Here is a 21,130-nt window from a genome sequence, read left to right as displayed (position 1 = left end):
AATGCGTTATTAAAGCGGCGTGGTTTGCGCTTCAACTACCGCTAACGCCACCATATTCACGATACGGCGTACAGAGGCGATCGGCGTTAATACATGTACCGGTTTAGACACGCCCATCAGGACCGGACCGACCGTGACGCCTTCGGAACTGGAGACGCGTAGTAAGTTGTAACTAATGCGGGCGGCTTCCATATTCGGCATCACCAGAATATTGGCGGCTCCCTTCAGCGGGCTATCCGGCATCCGGTCATTACGAATACTTTCCACCAACGCCGCATCACCGTGCATCTCACCGTCAATCATCAGATCGGGCGCTCGTTCGCGTACCCGCTCAAGGGTTTCGCGCATTTTGCTGGCGGACAGCGAATTTGAGGAACCAAAGTTAGAGTGCGACAACAGCGCGACTTTCGGCTCAATACCAAAGCGGCGAACGGTTTCCGCCGCCATTACGGCGATCTCCGCCAACTGTTCCGGCGTGGGATCTTCGTTAACATAAGTATCGGCGATAAAAGTGTTGCCGCTTGGCAGCAGTAAGGCGTTCATCGCCCCTGCCGTATGCACGCCGTCACGGTAGCCAAAGACGGCTTTCACGACGCTGAAATGCTCATGGTAGTCGCCGATGGTGCCGCAGATCATCGCATCCGCTTCCCCACGCTGCACCATGATCGCGCCAATGGCCGTATGGTTGCCGATCATCGCACGCTGCGCCTGTTCCTGAGTTACCCCGCGACGCTTCATGATCTGGTAATACTCGCTCCAGTACTCTTTGAAGCGCGGATCGGATTCATTATTCACGATCTCGAAATCAACGCCCGCTTTGATCTGTAGCCCCAGTTTCTGGATACGCATTTCGATCACGCTCGGACGCCCGATCAGGATGGGCTTCGCCAGCCCCAGGGTTATCAACTCCTGGGTTGCGTGCAGCACGCGCGCCTCTTCCCCTTCCGGCAGCACTACGCGCTTCGGATCTTTGCGTGCCTGCGAGAAGATCGGTTTCATGAACAGGTTAGTTTTGTAGACAAACTCGGTCAGTTTATCGATATAGGCATCAAAGTCAGCAATCGGGCGCGTCGCCACGCCGGAATCCATTGCCGCTTTCGCGACCGCCGGAGCGATTTTGACAATCAGACGCGGATCGAACGGTTTCGGAATAATGTATTCCGGCCCAAAGCTCAGGTCCTGATCGCCATAGGCCGAGGCCACCACTTCGCTCTGTTCGGCGTGCGCCAGCTCGGCAATCGCACGGACCGCCGCCAGTTTCATCTCTTCGTTGATCGCCGTCGCGCCGACGTCCAGTGCGCCGCGGAAGATAAACGGGAAGCACAATACGTTGTTCACCTGGTTCGGATAGTCGGAACGACCGGTACAGATGATGGCGTCCGGACGCACTTCTTTCGCCAGCGGCGGCAGAATTTCCGGTTCCGGGTTGGCCAGCGCCAGAATCATTGGCGCGCGGGCCATTTTCTTCACCATCTCCTGAGTCAGCACTTTCGGGCCTGAACAGCCGAGGAAAATATCCGCGCCGTCAATGACCTCATCCAGCGTGCGCTTGCCGCTGTCGTCTACCGCATAGGCCGCTTTGGTCTCCGCCATATTCGGCTCACGGCCTTTGTAAATAACGCCCTTAGAGTCGCACACCACGATGTTGTGCTTTTGCATCCCCAACGCGACCAGCAGGTTCATACAAGCGATTGCCGCCGCCCCTGCGCCGGAGACGACCATCCGCACGTCGGAAATATTTTTCTCTACGACTCGCAGGCCATTAAGAATGGCGGCAGTACTGATGATCGCCGTTCCGTGCTGATCGTCATGGAAAACCGGGATGTTCATGCGCTCGCGCAGTTTCTGTTCAATATAGAAACATTCCGGCGCTTTAATGTCTTCGAGGTTAATGCCGCCAAAGGTCGGCTCCAGCGCTGCGACCACATTGATAAATTTGTCCGGATCAAGCTCATCGACTTCAATGTCAAACACATCGATGCCGGCGAATTTTTTAAACAGAACGCCTTTGCCTTCCATGACCGGCTTGCCGGCCAGCGCGCCAATGTTGCCTAACCCCAGCACCGCTGTACCGTTGGAAATGACCGCGACAAGGTTGCCACGCGCGGTGTATTTGTAGGCTGCCAGCGGATCTTTTTCGATTTCCAGGCAGGGTGCCGCCACGCCTGGCGAGTAAGCCAACGCCAGATCGCGTTGGGTGGCAAGGGGCTTAGTCGGAGAAACCTGAATTTTACCGGGTACCGGAAATTCGTGGAAATCAAGGGCGCTTTGTTTTAACTGCTCATCCATCTTGTTGTTCCTTTCACGTATCGTTCAAAAAGTGACGCGGCCTGGTGCGCCGCACATTATCACCGTACTGCGCAACACAAACTTTGAAGGTCTGCAAACTATCACGACACGGCGCAAGAGTTTGTTATCAACTTATAACGGCCATGTTACCTGCTTATACCAGCAATACCATGCCTGTCTGCTATGCTTTTTGGTTATGTAGTGTATCAATCTTTCAGAAGTGTGAATCAACACACTCATCTAACACTTTACTTTTCAAGGAGTATTTCCTATGAACCAGCTAGACGGCATCAAACAATTCACTACCGTCGTCGCCGACAGCGGCGACATTGAGTCCATCCGCCACTACCAGCCGCAGGATGCCACGACAAATCCCTCTTTACTGTTAAAAGCCGCCGGGCTTGAGCAGTATGGTCATTTGATTGAGGATGCGATTGCCTGGGGGAAAAAACACGGCGGTACGCAGGAACAGCAGGTTGCAGCAGCCAGCGATAAACTGGCGGTCAATTTTGGCGCGGAAATACTGAAAAGTATTCCCGGTCGCGTCTCCACTGAAGTCGACGCGCGGTTATCGTTCGATAAAGAAAAAAGTATCGAGAAAGCGCGCCATCTGGTGGATCTCTACCAGCAGCAGGATGTTGATAAATCACGCATTCTGATCAAGCTCGCCGCGACCTGGGAAGGTATTCGCGCCGCCGAGCAGCTCGAAAAAGAGGGCATTAATTGCAACCTGACGTTGTTGTTCTCTTTTGCCCAGGCGCGCGCCTGCGCCGAAGCGGGCGTCTATTTAATCTCTCCGTTCGTGGGCCGAATTTACGACTGGTATCAGGCGCGTAGTCCGCTGGAGCCGTATGTCGTGGAGGAAGATCCCGGCGTGAAATCGGTACGCAATATCTACGATTACTTTAAACAACATCGCTATGAAACCATCGTGATGGGCGCAAGTTTCCGCCGTACTGAGCAAATCCTCGCGCTAACCGGCTGCGATCGACTGACTATCTCCCCTAACCTGCTTAAAGAGCTGAAAGAAAAAGAAGAACCGGTGATCCGTAAACTGGTGCCTTCCTCGCAGATGTTCCACCGCCCTACGCCAATGACGGAAGCGGAGTTCCGCTGGGAACATAATCAGGACGCGATGGCCGTAGAGAAGCTGTCGGAAGGTATCCGTCTTTTTGCTGTTGACCAGCGCAAACTGGAAGACCTGCTTGCCGCCAAACTATAAACCTTGCATGGAGTGATTTATGTCCCGTAAAGACCTTGCCAATGCGATTCGTGCGCTGAGCATGGATGCCGTTCAAAAAGCCAATTCCGGGCACCCCGGCGCGCCGATGGGGATGGCGGATATCGCTCAAGTGCTATGGAACGATTTTCTTAAACATAACCCCACCGATCCGACCTGGTATGACCGTGACCGTTTTATCCTTTCCAACGGTCACGCCTCCATGCTGCTCTATAGTCTGCTGCATTTAACCGGGTATGACCTGCCGCTGGAGGAGCTAAAAAACTTCCGTCAACTGCACTCTAAAACGCCAGGTCACCCGGAGATTGGCTATACGCCCGGCGTTGAAACCACCACCGGGCCGCTGGGCCAGGGGCTGGCGAATGCCGTCGGGCTGGCGATTGCCGAGCGTACGTTAGGCGCACAGTTCAACCGGCCGGACCATGAGATTGTCGACCACTACACCTATGTCTTTATGGGCGACGGCTGTCTGATGGAGGGGATCTCGCATGAGGTGTGTTCGCTGGCTGGTACGCTGGGACTGGGCAAACTGATCGGCTTTTACGATCACAACGGCATCTCCATTGATGGCGAAACCGAAGGCTGGTTTACCGACGATACCGCCAAACGTTTTGAAGCCTACCACTGGCATGTCGTGCATGACATTGACGGGCACGATCCGGAGGCGGTGAAAAAAGCCATTCTGGAAGCCCAGAGCGTAAAAGATAAACCTTCGCTAATTATCTGTCGGACGGTGATAGGTTTTGGCTCGCCGAATAAAGCCGGGAAGGAGGAGTCGCACGGCGCGGCGCTGGGCGAAGAAGAGGTGGCGCTGACCCGCCAGAAGCTGGGATGGCATCATCCGGCGTTTGAGATCCCAAAAGAAATTTACCGCGCGTGGGATGGCCGTGAAAAAGGCGAGAAAGCGCAGCAGCAGTGGCAGGAAAAGTTTGCTGCTTATGAGAAGGCTTATCCTGAGCTGGCCGCGGAGTTTACCCGCCGGATGAGCGGCGGACTGCCGGAGACATGGGAGTCCGCCACGCAAAAATTTATTAACGACTTGCAGGCTAATCCGGCCAAAATCGCCACCCGTAAAGCATCGCAAAATACGCTCAATGCCTACGGTCCCCTGTTGCCGGAACTGTTGGGCGGATCGGCGGATCTGGCGCCGAGCAACCTGACTATCTGGAAAGGTTCGACCTCGTTGAAAGAGGATCCGGCAGGTAATTACATCCACTATGGCGTGCGCGAATTCGGCATGACCGCCATTGCCAACGGCATCGCCCACCACGGCGGCTTTGTACCGTATACCGCCACGTTTCTGATGTTTGTCGAATATGCGCGTAACGCGGCACGTATGGCGGCCTTAATGAAAGCCCGGCAGATTATGGTCTATACCCACGACTCCATCGGTTTGGGCGAAGATGGCCCGACGCACCAGGCCGTGGAACAACTGGCGAGCCTGCGCTTAACGCCAAACTTCAGCACCTGGCGTCCCTGCGATCAGGTTGAGGCGGCGGTCGGCTGGAAGCTGGCCATTGAACGTCAGCACGGGCCGACGGCGTTGATTCTCTCGCGACAGAATCTGGCGCAGGTGGAACGCACGCCGGAACAGGTGAAAGCGATTGCTCGCGGCGGTTATATTCTGAAAGATAGCGGCGGCAAGCCGGATATCATTCTGATCGCTACCGGATCGGAAATGGAAATTACCCTCCAGGCGGCGGAAAAATTGACTGGCGAGGGGCATAACGTTCGCGTGGTGTCGTTGCCTTCAACGGATATTTTCGATGCGCAGGACGAGGCATATCGCGAATCAGTGCTACCGGCGCACGTGACCGCCCGCGTCGCGGTGGAAGCCGGTATAGCCGACTACTGGTATAAATATGTTGGCCTAAAAGGCGCAATTATCGGCATGACGGGATACGGTGAATCCGCTCCGGCTGACAAACTGTTCCCGTATTTTGGCTTTACCGTGGAAAATATTGTAGAAAAAGCCCGCCGGGTGCTGAACATCAAAGGCTAAGGCGAGCGTTAGCAACACAGACTTTGCACAGTCTGCAGACCTGTTCTGTAGGCTGTGCAAAATTACTTCGTAGACTCAGGCGCATCTGACTGCCCGATGACGACCTCATCAATGGATTTATGGCACATCAGGCAAAAGGCCTTTTTTTTATGCGCCTGTAATGTTGAATCCCATGCCGCTGATCCGCCTTCTTTATTCACTTTCTCTCTTATCGCCGCCAGCCGATCTATTTCATAATAAGCGCTCAGGCAGCCACAATGGGGGCATAATACGGGGCCATTATTTATTTTCATACTATTTCCTGCTGTGGTGAGGCTATCGGGTAAAGTAACAATCCTACCGTAACGTAGCAATCTCTATACCATAAATGAAACCTCAATAGGTGTATCCCTATTCTGAAAAGGGGATAACAACCAGGATTCAACGCGTGATCCACAGCGTAGGCCAGGCATCCGGCCCGTGCCAGTTATCGCAGCTCGGTTCTTCGGCATAACGTACCAGACGAAAACGATCGCCATCATAACGCCAGCGCGTCTGGATACCACAGTCGGTTAACCCCCGCCCTTTCGCCAACGTCACCAGCTCGCGCGTTTTCTCGTCAAAGAAGGCGTTCATCAACTCCATGTCATTACTTTCGACGCCGCGATTAAACGGCAGCCGCAAACGTACGGCGCGCGAGACGAGCGTTTTTTTGCGTGAAACTACCCAGGCGAGATCAATAGTGTTATAGGCGCCGGCTTCGCAGTTAACAATCAATAACGCTTTATCATCCGTCAACGCGCTGACCTGCGTCTCGCGACGCAGCGGGTCAAGCGAACAACGAATGCCGTTTACCCGCCATGCGGCGTAGTCCAGCAGATCGTCGCGTTCTTCCTCACTCAGCGGTACGGGCGTTGGATTAATCACGGCGATCCCCTTCAATGCCGGTGCCGGGGGCACGCTGAGCGGCGGTTCGTTTCCTTTTTCAATCCAGGCGGTTTCGCTGCCCACACGTTTTTGTTGCGCGTCGATAAACAGTAATGCCGCTTTTAATCCCGCCAGCGAAAGCGTCTGAACGCCGTTTTTTAAGGTGATAGCCTGCGCATCCTGAATCGTCTGTAAAAATGCGGTGATGGTGGCAGGATCGCCGGTCATGAGATGCCAGGGCGACACGCGCCAGTGTGGACTGTTGAACGAAAGCGGTTTGCCATCCAGCAATAAGCGAGGCGCAATTGCGGCTTCTTTAGCGTCGGGCGGCGCCAAACCGCCGCGGTCGATACGCAGTACCGCATCGGTACGCGCCCCGGCGCTGCGGCTTAATGTCATCACCAGCCCATGATGTTCGCCAGTATTGCGCGCTACGCAAAAATTTTGGTTATTGCAGGTGACCTGCCAGTCGGAAAAAGTCCGTTGCGCTGGCGCAGCCCACAGTAGCTGGACCGGCAACAGGCCAAACAGACAAAAAAGAATAACGCGGTAGCGCATGAACGGAACAACCCCAGATTCAGAACAACACAGCTAAGGCGGTATCTTCCTTGCGCGCCTCAGGGTTCTCAATCAGATTTATCGGATTGGTCTTTTTTGTGTAAAGAAATATATTTCTTTTTTTTCAGTCCATTAGATGAGACGTCTGTAAATAGTTAAGCAATAACACGGTCTTACCGTCCCGAATCTCGCCTGAGCGCACCATTTCCAGCGCCCGGGAAAACGGCAGTTCAAGCACCTCAATCTCTTCGTCCTCCACGCCGCCGCCGATGTTGGCACGCTCGCTATCATGATATTCGGCAATGAAGAAATGAATCAGCTCCGTGACGCCGCCTGGCGACATATAAAGCTCAAATATCTTGCGTACCTCACCAACGTCATACCCTGTCTCTTCAATGGCCTCTTTACGGATACAGACCTCCGGCTCGTCGTTATCAAGCAGGCCAGCGCAGGTTTCAATTAACATACCGTCTTGATTACCGTTGACCCATGTCGCCACGCGAAACTGACGAACCAGAACCACGGTTTTTTTAGTTGAGTTGTAAAGCAGAATAGTTGCGCCATTCCCGCGATCGTAAACCTCACGCTTGTGACGGATAACCTCGCCATTACGACGGGTCAGGTCATAGGTAATGTTGCGCAGAGTAAAATAATTATCAGAAAGAATTTTATCCTTAATAAGCGTAATGGTTTGCGACATGCTGGCTCCAGGGTGTAAAAAGAGCATTAATATTACGCCGTGAGGTCGGTTTTGTCTGCTGAAGGGTTAATCCTTAATGCCGACTGAACGGACGTACAGCCATATTTTTCTGTCACTGCCATGACTATATTCTGCTTCTCCGGGCCGCAGAGTCCATGCTCGCGATATGATTTGACGGCCGGAGTGAGACTGAGGGAATCATCATGAAATTTACTCTCGTTGCGACGGTTCTACTGACGTTTTCCCTTTCAGCTTTTGCCGTTGAGTATCCGGTATTGACCACCGCGAGCCCTGATCAGGTAGGGTTTGATAGCCAAAAACTTCACCGACTTGATGGCTGGATTCAAAATCAAATTGATGCCGGATATCCCAGCATCAATCTTCTGGTGATAAAAGATAATCATATTGTTCTACAAAAAGCCTGGGGCTATGCCAAAAAATATGACGGTTCCACGCTGTTAGCCCATCCCATTCGGGCGACCACTAATACGATGTATGATCTGGCTTCAAACACAAAAATGTATGCCACTAACTTCGCATTGCAAAAACTAGTGTATGAAGGAAAAATAGATGTCAATGATTTGGTATCAAAATATATCCCCGGCTTTAAGGATATGCCTGGGGATAAAATAAAAGGCAAAGATAAACTCCGCATTATTGATATTCTTCATCACGTCGCGGGCTTTCCTGCCGACCCACAATATCCCAATAAAAACGTCGCCGGTAAATTATTTTCACAGAGTAAAAGCACTACTCTGGAGATGATTAAAAAGACACCGCTGGAATATCAACCTGGGTCGAAGCATATCTACAGCGACGTGGATTATATGATTCTTGGTTTTATCATTGAATCGATAACGGCAATGCCATTAGATCGCTACGTCGAAACCACCATTTATAAACCGCTCGGATTAAAACATACCGTCTTTAACCCGCTGATGAAAGGCTTCACGCCGCCGCAAATCGCCGCAACGGAACTACACGGCAACACGCGTGACGGCGTGATTCATTTCCCCAATATTCGCACCAATACACTATGGGGCCAGGTGCATGACGAAAAAGCCTGGTACTCAATGGGCGGCGTTTCAGGACACGCCGGACTGTTTTCTGACACCCATGATATGGCTGTGTTAATGCAAGTCATGCTCAATGGGGGCGGCTACGGTAACGTGAAGCTATTCGACGACAAAACGGTTGCGCAGTTTACTCGCCGCTCGCCAGAAGACGCTACCTTTGGTCTGGGGTGGCGCGTTAACGGCAACGCCTCAATGACCCCCACGTTCGGGGTATTAGCCAGTCCGCAAACGTATGGACATACCGGATGGACCGGAACGCTGACGTCTATCGATCCGGTTAATCATATGGCGATTGTGATTTTAGGTAACAGGCCGCACTCGCCGGTAGCAAATCCTAAAGTGAATCCGAATGTTTTTGTCAGTGGATTATTACCTGCGGCGACATATGGCTGGATTGTTGACCAGATATATGGTTCCTTAAAATAAAAATTAAGAGCCTGTCCCACCAGGCGTTATTGGCGCAGCCAGTTTGGACACGGACAGCGCGCAAAAACCGGAGCGTACACGTAGTACGTGAGGTTTGACTCGCTACGCTCGCCCTTCGGGCCGCCGCAAGCGGCGTTCAAAACGCTAACGCGTTTTGGCGAGCACTGCCCAGGACCAAAATGGCAAGTAAAATAGCCCTAATGGGATAGGCTCTAAGAAGGGATTCTGATAGCGTCCCTTCCTTCAATTTACACTCTATTTTCAATACTAAGATTGGCCTCATCAGGCCTGTTAAACGTCGACCCGACGGGAAAATGTTTATCGCAGGGCGTCCAGCCCTGCGAGCGTCAACATTTCTGCAAACGGAGTAAGGTTAGCCAATAAGTTTAAGATTTTTTATCACTCAATCATTTAACCGTTCCAGGCCTTAACCGGCCTACAAATATGCTTATTTAGCTAACCAGTCGAGTATCCCCTGCGCGGCATGTCGGCCTTCTGCCATCGCCGTCACCACCAGATCGGCGCCGCGCACCGCATCTCCGCCGGCGAAAATTTTCGGGTTGGACGTCTGGTAACGAAACTCGCTCTCGACGCTGGCGGCAATACGTCCCCAGTTATCCACCTTCACGCCATGCGATTCCAGCCACGACATACCATGCGGATGAAAACCAAACGCCATAATGACCGCATCCGCCGGCATCACGAACTCGCTGTCCGGTACAGGTACCGGGCGGCGTCGCCCCTGACCATCCGGTTCGCCAAGCCGCGTACGCAAAAAGCGAATACCGCTGGCGCGCCCGTGCGTATCCAGCACCAACTCAACCGGCTGAACGTTAAATTCAAAGTTCGCGCCCTCTTCCCGCGCGTTTTTCACCTCTTTTTTCGACCCCGGCATATTGGCCTCATCGCGGCGATAAGCGCAGGTGACGTTAGCAGCGCCATGACGCAGCGCCGTACGTACGCAGTCCATTGCGGTGTCACCGCCGCCCAGCACAACCACGTTAAGACCCGCAGTATCAATAAACGGCTCGTCAGGCAACGCCGGAAGGCCCATCACCTGTTTGGTATTGGCGATGAGGAATGGCAACGCATCATATACCCCCGGCGCGTCTTCATTCGGTAAATCAGCCTTCATGGAACGGTAGGTCCCTACCCCGACAAAGACGGCGTCATAACTCTCCAGCAGCGTCTCCAGAGAAATATCTTTCCCCACTTCGCAGTTAAGCTCAAAACGAATCCCCATCGCGCTGAAGATTTCCCGACGGCGCGCCAGCAGAGATTTATCCAGTTTGAAAGCCGGAATACCAAAGGTGAGCAAACCGCCGATTTCCGGATGGCGATCGTAGACGGTGGCGCTTACGCCATGGCGCGCCAGCACGTCAGCGCAGGCAAGACCTGCCGGCCCCGCGCCGATAATCGCCACGCGCTTGTCGCTCTTCTGTACGTCCGACAGGTCGGGACGCCAGCCTTTGCTCAGAGCGCGATCGGAGATATAGCGCTCAATGTTGCCGATGGTAACCGCGCCATACTCATCGCGGAGTGTACACGCGCCTTCGCATAGCCGGTCCTGCGGACAGACGCGCCCGGTAATTTCCGGCAGGCAGTTGGTCTGGTGAGAAAGCTCTACCGCCGCATCAATATCGCCGGCTTTCACCAGTTCGATCCACTGGGGAATATGGTTATGCAGCGGACAGGTCCATTCGCAGATACTGTGTTCCCCGCATGTGAGGCAGCGGGCCGCTTCACGCTCGGCCTGCGCGGCGCGAAACGGCAGATAAATTTCCTCAAAGGTGGTTTTACGCGCTTCAATCGCCAGTTTATCCGGTTCGCCGCGCGGCGGCGTCGCCTGCATACGCTCGGCTTTGCTGCTTGCTGCCCCACTGTGTTGTGTATCCACGGTATGCCAGGGGCGAATCTCCTGCCGGGCGGTACGCAGCCGTCGCGTTTTAGCCAGACGGGTCAACGAGTCTTCGGTGACCAGTTGCAACGCATCCGCCGGGCAATTTTCCACGCAGGCCGGACCCTGTTCACGTCCCTGACACAGATCGCATTTATGCGCGCTGGCTTTGAACTGGTTTGGCGCGACAGGCGTCAATACCATCTGCATGGTGCCGAATGGGCAGGCGACGACGCAGGATTTACAGCCGATGCACTTCTGCGCATTGACCTGCACGCTGTCGTTAATATGCGCGATCGCGCCGTTCGGACAGCTACGGGCGCAGGGCGCATCTTCGCAATGGTGACATGTGACCGCGCTGCGCTGGTGCTGATGTTTAATGACAGTAATTCGGGGCTGATAGCGCTGTGACGTCAGGACATGTCGCTCATCATTGTGAGCCATTACGCAGGCGACCTCGCAGGCATGGCAGCCCAGACACTGCTGGCTATTGGCCATAATAAAACGATTCATGGCATCCTTCTGTTTTGGTTGTAAAAACCTTATTCTTTATATGAGCATTGTTATTAACTGACGAAGGCGGGGTCGGCAATGTTCATCTGCCCAGGAAGCACAACTATCTGTCCAGAACCTGTGGCAGATCAATTTATTTCAAAGCAAATGCAATTGCGATTCAGCTAAATGCGGGGAGTGCCAGCGTGACGGTTAAACGCCCGGTCTCAGCCAGTCTGGCTAAGGCTTTTTTCTATATTGTGCTGTTGTCTATTCTGTCCACCGGCAGCGCATTACTGACGCTGACCAGCAGTTTACGGGATGCCGAAGCGATCAATATCGCCGGTTCGCTACGAATGCAGAGCTATCGGCTGGGTTACGATCTGCAAAGCCGTAGCCCGCAGATTAATGCGCATCGTCAACTTTTCCAGCACGCGCTCAACTCGCCGGTACTGCAAAATCTCAACGCCTGGTATGTGCCGCAGGCGGTGAAAACTCGCTACGCGCGCCTGCACGCCAACTGGCTGGAGATGAATAGCCGCCTACAGGACGGCGACATTGCCTGGTATCAGACCAATATCAACAATTATGTCGATCAAATTGATCTCTTCGTTCTGGCGTTACAGCATTACGCCGAGCGTAAAGTCATGCTGGTCGTCGCCATATCGCTGGCGGGCGGTATCGGCATATTTACTCTGGTCTTTTTTACCCTACGGCGTATTCGCCAGCAGGTCGTTCGCCCGCTGAATCAACTGGTCACCGCCAGTCAGCGTATTGAACATGGTCAGTTCGCCCCGCTGCCGCTGGATACCAGCTTACCCAATGAGCTGGGATTGTTGGCGAAAACGTTTAGCCAGATGTCGAGCGAGCTGCATAAACTTTACCGTTCGCTGGAAGCCTCGGTGGAAGAAAAAACGCACGATCTGCACGAAGCGCACCGCCGCCTGGAGGTGTTATACCAGTGCTCTCAGGCGCTGAATACCAGCCAAATCGACGTCCACTGTTTTCGCCATATTTTGCAAATTGTCCGTGAACATGACGCCGCCTGGTATCTGGAGTTAACCGTGGGCGATAACTGGCGGATTAGCGAAGGCACGCAAAGCCCCGACCTGCCGATGCAAATGCTGCCAGTGACGATGCAGGACACGGTCTATGGCGAACTCCACTGGCAAAGCCCCAACGTTAATGCCTCTACGCCGCTGCTGAACAGCGTCTCCACGATGCTGGGGCGTGGTTTGTACTTTAATCAGGCGCAAAAACACTTCCAGCAACTTTTGTTAATGGAAGAGCGCGCGACGATTGCCCGTGAGCTACACGATTCGCTGGCGCAGGTACTTTCTTATTTACGTATTCAGTTAACGCTTTTGAAGCGCGCTATTCCTGAGGATAACGCCGGCGCGCAAAGCATCATGGCGGATTTTTCCAGAGCGCTGAACGACGCCTACCGTCAGCTTCGCGAGCTACTCACCACGTTCCGTCTGACGTTACAGCAGGCCGATTTACCCTCCGCATTGCATGAGATGCTGGAAGATTTACAGAGTCAGACCCCGGCCAAACTCACGTTGGATTGCCGTTTACCCACGCTGGCGCTGGATGCGCAAATGCAGGTGCATTTGTTGCAAATTGTGCGCGAAGCGGTCCTGAACGCCATTAAACACGCCAACGCGAGCGAAATCGCCGTGAGCTGCGTCACCGCGCCTGACGGCGATCATACCGTTTATATTCGCGATAATGGCATTGGTATCGGCGAACCGCATGAGCCTGCCGGACACTATGGTCTGAATATAATGCGTGAGCGCGCGGAGCGCCTTGGCGGCACGCTGAATTTTTCGCAACCCTCCGGCGGCGGCACACTGGTCAGTATCAGTTTTCGCTCCTCCAACAAGGAAGAGAGTCAGTTAACGTAAAGAACGGCAAATCGCCGGAAGGCCAGATGTCAGGCTTTCCGGCGTTGGCACAAAAAGTATGCTGTAAAAGCGCATGATAATTTACATTATCTCCTTTATTTCTCCACGTTTGGCTCGTAGCTTGCCGCTACAGTGAAGCAGTTCAAATCTATAACGATATGTAGAAACACGAGGTTTCCCTTTAATGGCGAATTTTTTTATCGATCGCCCCATTTTTGCCTGGGTGCTGGCTATCCTGTTGTGTCTGACAGGGGCGTTAGCCATTTTCTCTTTACCTGTTGAACAATATCCCGATCTGGCGCCGCCCAACGTACGTATTACCGCGAATTATCCGGGAGCGTCGGCGCAAACGCTGGAAAATACCGTAACCCAGGTTATTGAGCAGAATATGACGGGCCTCGATAATCTGATGTACATGTCATCACAAAGCAGCGGAACCGGACAGGCGACCATCACCCTGAGCTTTATTGCGGGAACCGATCCTGATGAGGCGGTTCAGCAGGTGCAAAACCAGTTACAGTCCGCGATGCGTAAACTGCCGCAGGCGGTACAGGATCAAGGCGTCACGGTACGCAAAACGGGCGATACCAATATTTTGACCATCGCTTTCGTCTCTACCGACGGTTCTATGGACAAGCAGGATATCGCCGACTACGTCGCCAGTAATATTCAGGACCCGCTCAGCCGCGTCAACGGCGTCGGCGATATTGACGCTTATGGTTCACAGTACTCTATGCGTATCTGGCTCGATCCGGCCAAATTGAATAGTTTTCAGATGACCACGAAAGACGTGACCGATGCAATTGAGTCGCAGAATGCGCAAATCGCCGTCGGGCAGCTTGGCGGTACGCCTTCGGTCGACAAACAGGCGCTGAACGCCACCATTAATGCGCAGTCACTGCTGCAAACGCCGCAACAATTTCGCGATATCACCCTGCGCGTTAATCAGGACGGTTCCGAGGTCAAACTGGGCGATGTCGCCACCGTGGAGCTGGGGGCGGAAAAGTATGACTACCTCAGCCGTTTTAACGGCAAGCCGGCTTCCGGTCTTGGCGTTAAGCTGGCTTCCGGCGCGAACGAAATGGCGACCGCGAAGCTGGTGCTGGATCGCCTCAACGAGCTGGCGCAGTACTTCCCTCAAGGGCTGGAATACAAGATCGCGTATGAAACCACCTCCTTTGTCAAAGCCTCGATTATCGATGTGGTCAAAACGTTGCTGGAGGCTATCGCGCTGGTTTTCCTGGTGATGTACCTGTTCCTGCAAAACTTTCGCGCCACGCTGATTCCGACGATCGCCGTGCCGGTAGTATTAATGGGCACCTTCTCCGTGCTTTACGCGTTCGGCTACAGTATTAACACATTAACCATGTTCGCGATGGTGCTGGCGATCGGGCTCCTGGTCGACGATGCCATCGTGGTGGTGGAAAACGTCGAACGTATCATGAGCGAAGAAGGGCTCACGCCGCGTGAAGCGACGCGCAAATCCATGGGACAAATCCAGGGGGCGCTGGTCGGTATCGCGATGGTGCTGTCTGCGGTATTCGTGCCGATGGCGTTCTTTGGCGGTACCACCGGGGCGATTTATCGTCAGTTTTCTATCACCATTGTCTCGGCAATGGTGCTGTCGGTGCTGGTCGCCATGATCCTGACACCGGCGCTGTGCGCAACGTTATTAAAACCGCTGCACAAAGGCGAACAGCACGGGCAACGCGGATTTTTCGGCTGGTTTAACCGTACCTTCAATCGTAATGCCGAACGTTATGAGAAAGGCGTAGCGAAAATTTTGCATCGCAGCCTGCGCTGGATTCTGATTTATGTTCTGTTGCTTGGCGGCATGGTGTTCCTGTTTTTGCGTCTCCCCACCTCCTTTCTACCGCAAGAAGATCGGGGCATGTTCACTACGTCTATCCAGCTACCGAGCGGTTCTACGCAACAGCAGACCCTGAAAGTCGTTGAAAAGGTTGAAAACTATTACTTCACCCATGAGAAAGACAACATTATGTCGGTCTTCTCGACGGTAGGTTCCGGCCCCGGCGGGAATGGGCAAAACGTCGCGCGCATGTTTGTTCGCTTGAAAGACTGGGACGCGCGCGATCCCACCACCGGCTCCTCGTTCGCCATTATTGAGCGGGCGACAAAAGCGTTTAACCAGATTAAAGAAGCTCGCGTCTTCGCCAGCAGCCCGCCGGCAATTAGCGGTCTGGGCAGCTCCGCCGGTTTTGATATGGAATTACAGGATCACGCCGGAGCAGGCCATGACGCGCTGATGGCCGCACGAGATCAACTCATTGAGCTGGCCGGGAAAAACAGTTCCTTGACCCGCGTGCGCCACAACGGCCTGGACGACAGCCCGCAACTGCAAATTGATATTGACCAACGGAAAGCGCAGGCGCTGGGCGTATCAATTGACGATATCAACGACACCCTGCAAACAGCCTGGGGATCGAGCTACGTCAACGACTTTATGGACCGGGGCCGCGTGAAGAAGGTCTATGTTCAGGCCGCAGCGAAATATCGTATGTTGCCGGATGATATTAATCTTTGGTATGTCCGTAACAAAGATGGCGGCATGGTCCCCTTCTCCGCCTTCGCCACCTCGCGCTGGGAAACCGGCTCGCCGCGTCTGGAACGCTATAACGGCTATTCGGCGGTAGAAATTGTCGGAGAGGCCGCGCCGGGGGTTAGTACCGGGACGGCGATGGATGTCATGGAGTCGTTGGTGCATCAGCTACCGGGCGGTTTTGGCCTGGAATGGACAGCCATGTCTTACCAGGAACGGCTCTCCGGCGCGCAGGCGCCCGCGCTGTACGCTATTTCGCTATTAGTCGTCTTCCTGTGTCTGGCGGCATTGTATGAAAGCTGGTCGGTGCCCTTCTCGGTGATGCTGGTTGTGCCGCTCGGCGTCATTGGCGCGCTACTCGCTACCTGGATGCGCGGGCTGGAAAACGATGTTTACTTCCAGGTGGGGCTGTTGACCGTTATCGGCCTCTCGGCGAAAAACGCGATTCTGATTGTGGAATTCGCCAACGAAATGAATCAGAAGGGACACGCGCTGTTAGACGCCACGCTGTACGCCAGCCGCCAGCGCCTGCGACCGATACTGATGACTTCGCTGGCGTTTATCTTTGGCGTATTGCCGATGGCCACCAGCACCGGGGCAGGCTCGGGTAGCCAACATGCTGTCGGAACCGGCGTGATGGGGGGAATGATCTCAGCAACCATTCTGGCTATCTTCTTTGTACCCCTGTTTTTCGTGCTGATACGTCGCCGCTTCCCGCTGAAGCCGCGCCCGGAATAAGCTCCCGGCCAGCCTGATACGAGGTGTCGGGCACAAAAAAGGCGACTTTCGTTGAGTCGCCTTTTCTTATCCCCTATGGGAGCGCGGTGCCTTCCAGGCATTTATTTACGAAGCATGACTTCGATAAAATCTTTCCAGTTCCCCAGTTCACGTTCAATCATAATAGCCTCTCTTATTATTATGGGTATTCTACGTAGTTAGCGGTATAGAGAGAAGTTCATTTAACCGATTGTTGCGATATCCTCTGGTTATGCTGTCTATGATATTACTATGGCGCTGTAGCCGTAAATTTTATGTGACTTACTGCAATATTTAGCAACATTAATACCTTTTCTACTACTTTATCAAATCGGGTTAAAAAACAATCAATTGCATGTGCGCAAAATAGGATTTTCCTCGCGAATTATAAACAAGCCACATCTGGAACGTTTTGGAATCATTATTCACATTCACTCAACAATGTTATATTGATTGCCGATCAGCGCTGGATAAATAACCATTAACAGCCACACTTATTATCCCGCAGACGATACTATTGATTATTTATTCGAATTTCGCGTTAAAGGATTCAATATGATTACCCTCTATGGCATTAAGAATTGCGACACGATCAAAAAAGCGCGCCGTTGGCTGGAGGAGCATGGCATTGATTATCGTTTTCACGATTACCGTGTGGATGGCATAGACCTCCCTCTTCTTAATACCTTTATTGCCGAACTCGGCTGGCAGCCGTTACTGAATACGCGCGGCACAACATGGCGCAAACTGGATGAAGGCGACCGCAGCGGGATTACCGATGCCGACTCCGCCGCTGCTCTCATGGTTGAACAGCCGGCAATCATCAAACGCCCATTGCTCTGCGCGCCCGGGAAGCCTATGCTGCTTGGTTTCAGTGAATCCCGTTATCAGCAGTTTTTTGATGAGGTGTAGTCTATGTCGTGCCCGGTTATTGAGCTGACACAGCAACTTATTCGTCGCCCCTCCCTGAGTCCGGATGACGCAGGCTGTCAGGCATTAATGATTGAACGCCTGCGTAAAATCGGTTTTACCATTGAGCATATGGATTTTGGCGACACGCAAAATTTTTGGGCATGGAGTGGGCGTGGCGAAACGCTGGCGTTCGCCGGGCATACTGACGTCGTACCGGCTGGCGATGTCGATCGCTGGATCAATCCGCCGTTTGAGCCTACGATTCGCGACGGAATGTTGTTCGGTCGCGGCGCGGCGGATATGAAAGGTTCACTGGCGGCCATGGTGGTGGCTGCTGAACGTTTTGTTGCGCAGCATCCTCATCACCGGGGCCGCCTCGCGTTTTTGATTACCTCTGATGAGGAAGCCAGCGCAAAAAATGGCACCGTAAAGGTGGTTGAAGCGCTGATGGCCCGTAACGAGCGGCTGGATTACTGTCTGGTCGGCGAACCTTCCAGTACTGAAATTGTGGGCGATGTCGTCAAAAACGGGCGCCGCGGTTCCCTCACCTGTAACCTCACTATTCATGGCGTTCAGGGGCACGTCGCCTATCCGCATCTGGCGGATAACCCTGTTCATCGCGCCGCGCCTTTTCTTAATGAACTGGTCGCTATCGAGTGGGATCGGGGCAATGACTTTTTCCCGGCCACCAGTATGCAGGTAGCCAATATCCAGGCAGGCACCGGCAGCAATAATGTCATTCCCGGCGAACTGTTCGTGCAGTTTAACTTCCGTTTCAGCACGGAACTGACCGATGAGATGATCAAAGAGCGGGTACATGCGCTGCTTGAGAAGCATCAGCTACGCTATACCGTAGACTGGTGGCTTTCCGGCCAGCCGTTCCTGACCGCACGCGGCAAGCTGGTGGACGCGGTGGTAAACGCCATTGAGCACTATAATGAAATTAAACCGCAATTACTGACGACGGGCGGTACGTCCGACGGACGTTTTATCGCCCGTATGGGAGCGCAGGTGGTAGAACTGGGGCCGGTGAACGCCACCATTCATAAAATTAATGAATGTGTGAATGCCGCCGATCTCCAGCTACTGGCCCGTATGTATCAACGCATTATGGAACAGCTCGTCGCCTGATGAGCGTTCCGGTAAGAGGAAATAAGCATGGACTGGCTGGCAAAATATTGGTGGATTCTGGTATTGGTGTTTCTGGTAGGCGTACTGCTGAATGTGATCAAAGATCTCAAACGCATCGACCATAAGAAATTCCTTGCCAATAAACCTGAGCTGCCCCCGCATCGCGATTTTAACGATAAGTGGGACGATGAAGACGACTGGCCGAAGAAAGATCAGCCGAAAAAGTAACCGGATAACATGCCGGACAGGTATCGCTATCCGGCATGGTCCCCACCGCCGGGCATTACGTCGCGTAAACGCTGCGTTCGTCCGGCATCCAGCGCAATCAGCGCCTGCGCCGCCTGCGCACGCTGCAACGCCAGCAGAGCTTTACGGCCTGAAATGCGTAGCCGGGCGCACAGTTCGGCATCGCTGGCTTTTTCTTCCAGCCGCCCTCTCAGCGCCGGTAATGGCAATGCGCTGTATTGCAGTAAACGATGCAGGCAACCTAACGATGTCAGTAGCGGGCGGTGCGCGAACGCAAAACCGACCAGCTCACGCCAGTCTTCATCATTAAGCGCCTGTTCATCTAACGCCGCCAGCGGTATCGCCTCGCCGTTCCACTGCGTCAGGATATCCGCATCGCGGCGCAAACGTCGGTGTTCCTGCTGCGCCAGCCGTTTTCCCGCGTCGCTCAGCGGCAATAACGCCATCGCCGTATAGCAACCGCTGCTCGCCTCCCGATGGTTGCCCATCCGTACCAGCACAAAACCGCAGCGCTGCCAGAAGCGCCACAACTCCGGCGTATAGCCAAAGCTGACGGAAAGATAATCACACTGCGCCGCCTGCTCGCACGCGCAGGCAATCAACTGCTGACCGATGCCTTCGCGCTGGCGGGCGGGGTGCACCGCGATACGGCTTACGCGACGCCCGACCAGCGTCGCGGCTAAAGGGTCGCTACCGTGCGCCGCCAGCGACTGCGCCACCAGATTTCCACGCGGCCGCCGGAAACCGCCCCATACAGCCTGACTGAGTTCTGCGGATAACCCGCCCTCTTCGACCAGCCAGAGGGCGCCCGCCACACGGTTATTCGCCGTAGCCTGCAAGAAATGCTGCCCTGGCGCATCCATCATTCGGCGCAGATCCAACGGCGAAGTACGATAGTGCGCCCCCGACAGTAATTGATACACAGCCCTCGGCAACACGGGCGTCTCCCTCCAGGTCTGCTGGTAAAACGCCGAGATTGCTATCGCGCCATGCGGCGCCTGCGCAAACGCTTCATCGTCGAATATCAGCGCCTCGCTGACGATATTTTCCAGCGGGCATTCTGGCGCCCAGCGGACAGGCTGACGAAGCGTGAAGCGGTGAAGCTGCGGAAAACGGGCGCAAAACTTAAGTAAAAAACCGCGTCCGGTGCCTTCGTAGCCCTGAACGGTGGTGGTGAGTAGTATGCGGGGAAAGCGCGAAACCAGTTGCAGCAGCAGCGGCGCGGGGATTGCCGCCGCCTCGTCAACCACCAGCCAGTCGGCTCTTGCCCCGCTCGCCTGCAACGCATCCGGCGCCATAAAACAGAACCGCTCACCGGCAAACGCTGCCAGGATATCCGTTGCCGTTTTCGCCGGTGCGGTCACGATAGCCGTGCCCGCCATCCGGGAGATGAATTGCCCGGCCAGCGCCGATTTGCCGCGCCCACGGGGGGCAATCACCGTCGCCACGCCGGGCGGCATTTCACGTAAACGCGATAAGATAGCCGCCTGCTCCGGCTGCGGCTCGCCGGTGGCGGGTCGCCAGCGTTCACGGGAAGGATAAGATGGCCAGCAAAACGGCTGGCGCTGTCGCCACAGCAGCGTTTGCGGATCGCGGGAAAGAGTCCGTTTAAGATGCTGTGCAAACTGCGGTGTAGGGATAGGCTGCGCGCAGTCGCTCCAGCGCAGTGAATCGGTATCAGGCCTGCTTTCCCACGTCTCGTACGGCGGCATCAGCAGAAGCAGCCAGCTTCCGGCCCGCAAGGTCCCGCTCAGGGCGGCAAACGCTGCGGCGTCAAAGCCCTGCCAGGCATCAAATATCGCATGACGAAATTCACGGCCCAGCAGCGTTTGTAACGCCTGTGGCGTACAGCGCGGCTGTGCGGGCGCGTCTGGCGCGACCCACAGCCAGTCACCGGGCAATGCAGCGCGTATCGCCTCGGCCCGCTCCCGGCACCACGCCGCATCGCCGCTGATGACCAGTAAACGGCGAATGCCTTCCTGTGTCATTTGCGACGTTAACGCCTGTAGCGCATCGATATCAGACATCCCTG

At 54.3% G+C, this 21,130-nt stretch carries 15 protein-coding genes; 8 read left to right on the top strand and 7 right to left on the bottom strand.

Translation table 11 applies throughout. From position 1 onward, the window contains the following. Positions 1–9: 9 nt before the first annotated feature. A complete protein-coding gene (gene maeB / locus ACLJR2_RS11635) occupies positions 10–2,289 on the bottom strand; it encodes an NADP-dependent oxaloacetate-decarboxylating malate dehydrogenase (RefSeq protein WP_000344299.1) in 2,280 nt (759 codons plus the stop codon). Between the two features lie 271 nt (positions 2,290–2,560). Here maeB and tal point away from each other — a divergent pair, with 271 nt between their 5' ends. Together tal and tkt are read left to right on the top strand one after the other, a co-directional pair. Next, the gene (gene tal, locus ACLJR2_RS11630; protein ID WP_001072436.1) at positions 2,561–3,511 is read left to right on the top strand and encodes a transaldolase; all 951 of its coding nucleotides are present in this window, start codon (positions 2,561–2,563) and stop codon (positions 3,509–3,511) included. Between the two features lie 19 nt (positions 3,512–3,530). After that, entirely contained in the window at positions 3,531–5,531 is a 2,001-nt protein-coding gene (gene tkt, locus ACLJR2_RS11625) for a transketolase (RefSeq protein ID WP_001533704.1), read from the top strand. Between the two features lie 62 nt (positions 5,532–5,593). On the opposite strand, the gene ACLJR2_RS11620 is transcribed toward tkt, so the two are convergent. From ACLJR2_RS11620 to nudK, 3 genes are all read right to left on the bottom strand, one after another. Then, positions 5,594–5,824, bottom strand: coding sequence for a hypothetical protein (locus tag ACLJR2_RS11620; protein ID WP_000700635.1), 231 nt, complete (start codon positions 5,822–5,824; stop codon positions 5,594–5,596). Positions 5,825–5,951: 127 nt separating this feature from the next. After that, positions 5,952–6,995 carry a DUF1176 domain-containing protein gene (locus tag ACLJR2_RS11615; protein ID WP_001270670.1) on the bottom strand — a complete coding sequence of 348 codons (1,044 nt, stop codon included), beginning with the start codon at positions 6,993–6,995 and terminating at the stop codon, positions 5,952–5,954. Positions 6,996–7,119: 124 nt separating this feature from the next. Next, a complete protein-coding gene (gene nudK / locus ACLJR2_RS11610) occupies positions 7,120–7,695 on the bottom strand; it encodes a GDP-mannose pyrophosphatase NudK (protein WP_000084036.1) in 576 nt (191 codons plus the stop codon). Between the two features lie 203 nt (positions 7,696–7,898). On the opposite strand from nudK, the gene pbp4b reads away from it, so the two are divergent. After that, entirely contained in the window at positions 7,899–9,197 is a 1,299-nt protein-coding gene (gene pbp4b / locus ACLJR2_RS11605; RefSeq protein WP_000673293.1) for a penicillin binding protein PBP4B, read from the top strand. 448 nt (positions 9,198–9,645) lie between these two features. Here the strand turns inward: pbp4b and aegA are convergent, their stop codons facing one another. Next, positions 9,646–11,607 carry a formate-dependent uric acid utilization protein AegA gene (gene aegA / locus ACLJR2_RS11600; RefSeq protein WP_001078937.1) on the bottom strand — a complete coding sequence of 654 codons (1,962 nt, stop codon included), beginning with the start codon at positions 11,605–11,607 and terminating at the stop codon, positions 9,646–9,648. A 185-nt stretch (positions 11,608–11,792) separates the two neighbouring features. Between aegA and narQ the strand changes: the two genes are divergently transcribed. Together narQ and acrD are read left to right on the top strand one after the other, a co-directional pair. Next, a complete protein-coding gene (gene narQ / locus ACLJR2_RS11595; RefSeq protein WP_000216814.1) occupies positions 11,793–13,493 on the top strand; it encodes a nitrate/nitrite two-component system sensor histidine kinase NarQ in 1,701 nt (566 codons plus the stop codon). Between the two features lie 184 nt (positions 13,494–13,677). Next, positions 13,678–16,791, top strand: coding sequence for a multidrug efflux RND transporter permease AcrD (acrD, locus tag ACLJR2_RS11590; RefSeq protein WP_001533680.1), 3,114 nt, complete (start codon positions 13,678–13,680; stop codon positions 16,789–16,791). A 101-nt stretch (positions 16,792–16,892) separates the two neighbouring features. Here acrD and ypfM read toward each other — a convergent pair whose 3' ends face one another. After that, positions 16,893–16,952, bottom strand: a complete 60-nt coding sequence (ypfM, locus tag ACLJR2_RS11585; protein WP_001386977.1) for a protein YpfM — start codon at positions 16,950–16,952, stop codon at positions 16,893–16,895. Positions 16,953–17,364: 412 nt separating this feature from the next. Between ypfM and ACLJR2_RS11580 the strand changes: the two genes are divergently transcribed. The 3 genes from ACLJR2_RS11580 to ACLJR2_RS11570 are packed head-to-tail and all read left to right on the top strand — an operon-like array spanning position 17,365 to position 19,080. After that, on the top strand, positions 17,365–17,721 hold the full coding sequence (locus ACLJR2_RS11580) for an ArsC family reductase (RefSeq protein WP_000631923.1): 357 nt from the start codon (positions 17,365–17,367) through the stop codon (positions 17,719–17,721). Between the two features lie 3 nt (positions 17,722–17,724). Next, entirely contained in the window at positions 17,725–18,852 is a 1,128-nt protein-coding gene (gene dapE, locus ACLJR2_RS11575; protein ID WP_001533777.1) for a succinyl-diaminopimelate desuccinylase, read from the top strand. Positions 18,853–18,879: 27 nt separating this feature from the next. Further along, positions 18,880–19,080, top strand: coding sequence for a YpfN family protein (locus tag ACLJR2_RS11570; protein ID WP_000383839.1), 201 nt, complete (start codon positions 18,880–18,882; stop codon positions 19,078–19,080). A gap of 26 nt (positions 19,081–19,106) precedes the next feature. Here ACLJR2_RS11570 and tmcA read toward each other — a convergent pair whose 3' ends face one another. Beyond that, a complete protein-coding gene (gene tmcA, locus ACLJR2_RS11565; RefSeq protein WP_001279828.1) occupies positions 19,107–21,125 on the bottom strand; it encodes a tRNA cytosine(34) acetyltransferase TmcA in 2,019 nt (672 codons plus the stop codon). Positions 21,126–21,130 lie beyond the last annotated feature (5 nt).

Origin of the sequence: Salmonella sp. SAL03688 (assembly GCF_046551895.1) — a bacterium.
Taxonomy (GTDB): Bacteria; Pseudomonadota; Gammaproteobacteria; order Enterobacterales; family Enterobacteriaceae; genus Salmonella; species Salmonella enterica.
Note: the sequence above shows the minus strand (reverse complement) of the source record. Positions and strands in the feature narration are given on the sequence as shown.

Excerpts from the sequence above, each read along its gene's own strand:
- maeB (WP_000344299.1), bottom strand. The coding sequence starts at position 2,289 with ATGGATGAGCAGTTAAAACAAAGCGCCCTTGATTTCCACGAATTTCCG.
- tal (WP_001072436.1), top strand. The coding sequence starts at position 2,561 with ATGAACCAGCTAGACGGCATCAAACAATTCACTACCGTCGTCGCCGAC.
- tkt (WP_001533704.1), top strand. The coding sequence starts at position 3,531 with ATGTCCCGTAAAGACCTTGCCAATGCGATTCGTGCGCTGAGCATGGAT.
- ACLJR2_RS11620 (WP_000700635.1), bottom strand. The coding sequence starts at position 5,824 with ATGAAAATAAATAATGGCCCCGTATTATGCCCCCATTGTGGCTGCCTG.
- ACLJR2_RS11615 (WP_001270670.1), bottom strand. The coding sequence starts at position 6,995 with ATGCGCTACCGCGTTATTCTTTTTTGTCTGTTTGGCCTGTTGCCGGTC.
- nudK (WP_000084036.1), bottom strand. The coding sequence starts at position 7,695 with ATGTCGCAAACCATTACGCTTATTAAGGATAAAATTCTTTCTGATAAT.
- pbp4b (WP_000673293.1), top strand. The coding sequence starts at position 7,899 with ATGAAATTTACTCTCGTTGCGACGGTTCTACTGACGTTTTCCCTTTCA.
- aegA (WP_001078937.1), bottom strand. The coding sequence starts at position 11,607 with ATGAATCGTTTTATTATGGCCAATAGCCAGCAGTGTCTGGGCTGCCAT.
- acrD (WP_001533680.1), top strand. The coding sequence starts at position 13,678 with ATGGCGAATTTTTTTATCGATCGCCCCATTTTTGCCTGGGTGCTGGCT.
- ACLJR2_RS11580 (WP_000631923.1), top strand. The coding sequence starts at position 17,365 with ATGATTACCCTCTATGGCATTAAGAATTGCGACACGATCAAAAAAGCG.
- dapE (WP_001533777.1), top strand. The coding sequence starts at position 17,725 with ATGTCGTGCCCGGTTATTGAGCTGACACAGCAACTTATTCGTCGCCCC.
- ACLJR2_RS11570 (WP_000383839.1), top strand. The coding sequence starts at position 18,880 with ATGGACTGGCTGGCAAAATATTGGTGGATTCTGGTATTGGTGTTTCTG.
- tmcA (WP_001279828.1), bottom strand. The coding sequence starts at position 21,125 with ATGTCTGATATCGATGCGCTACAGGCGTTAACGTCGCAAATGACACAG.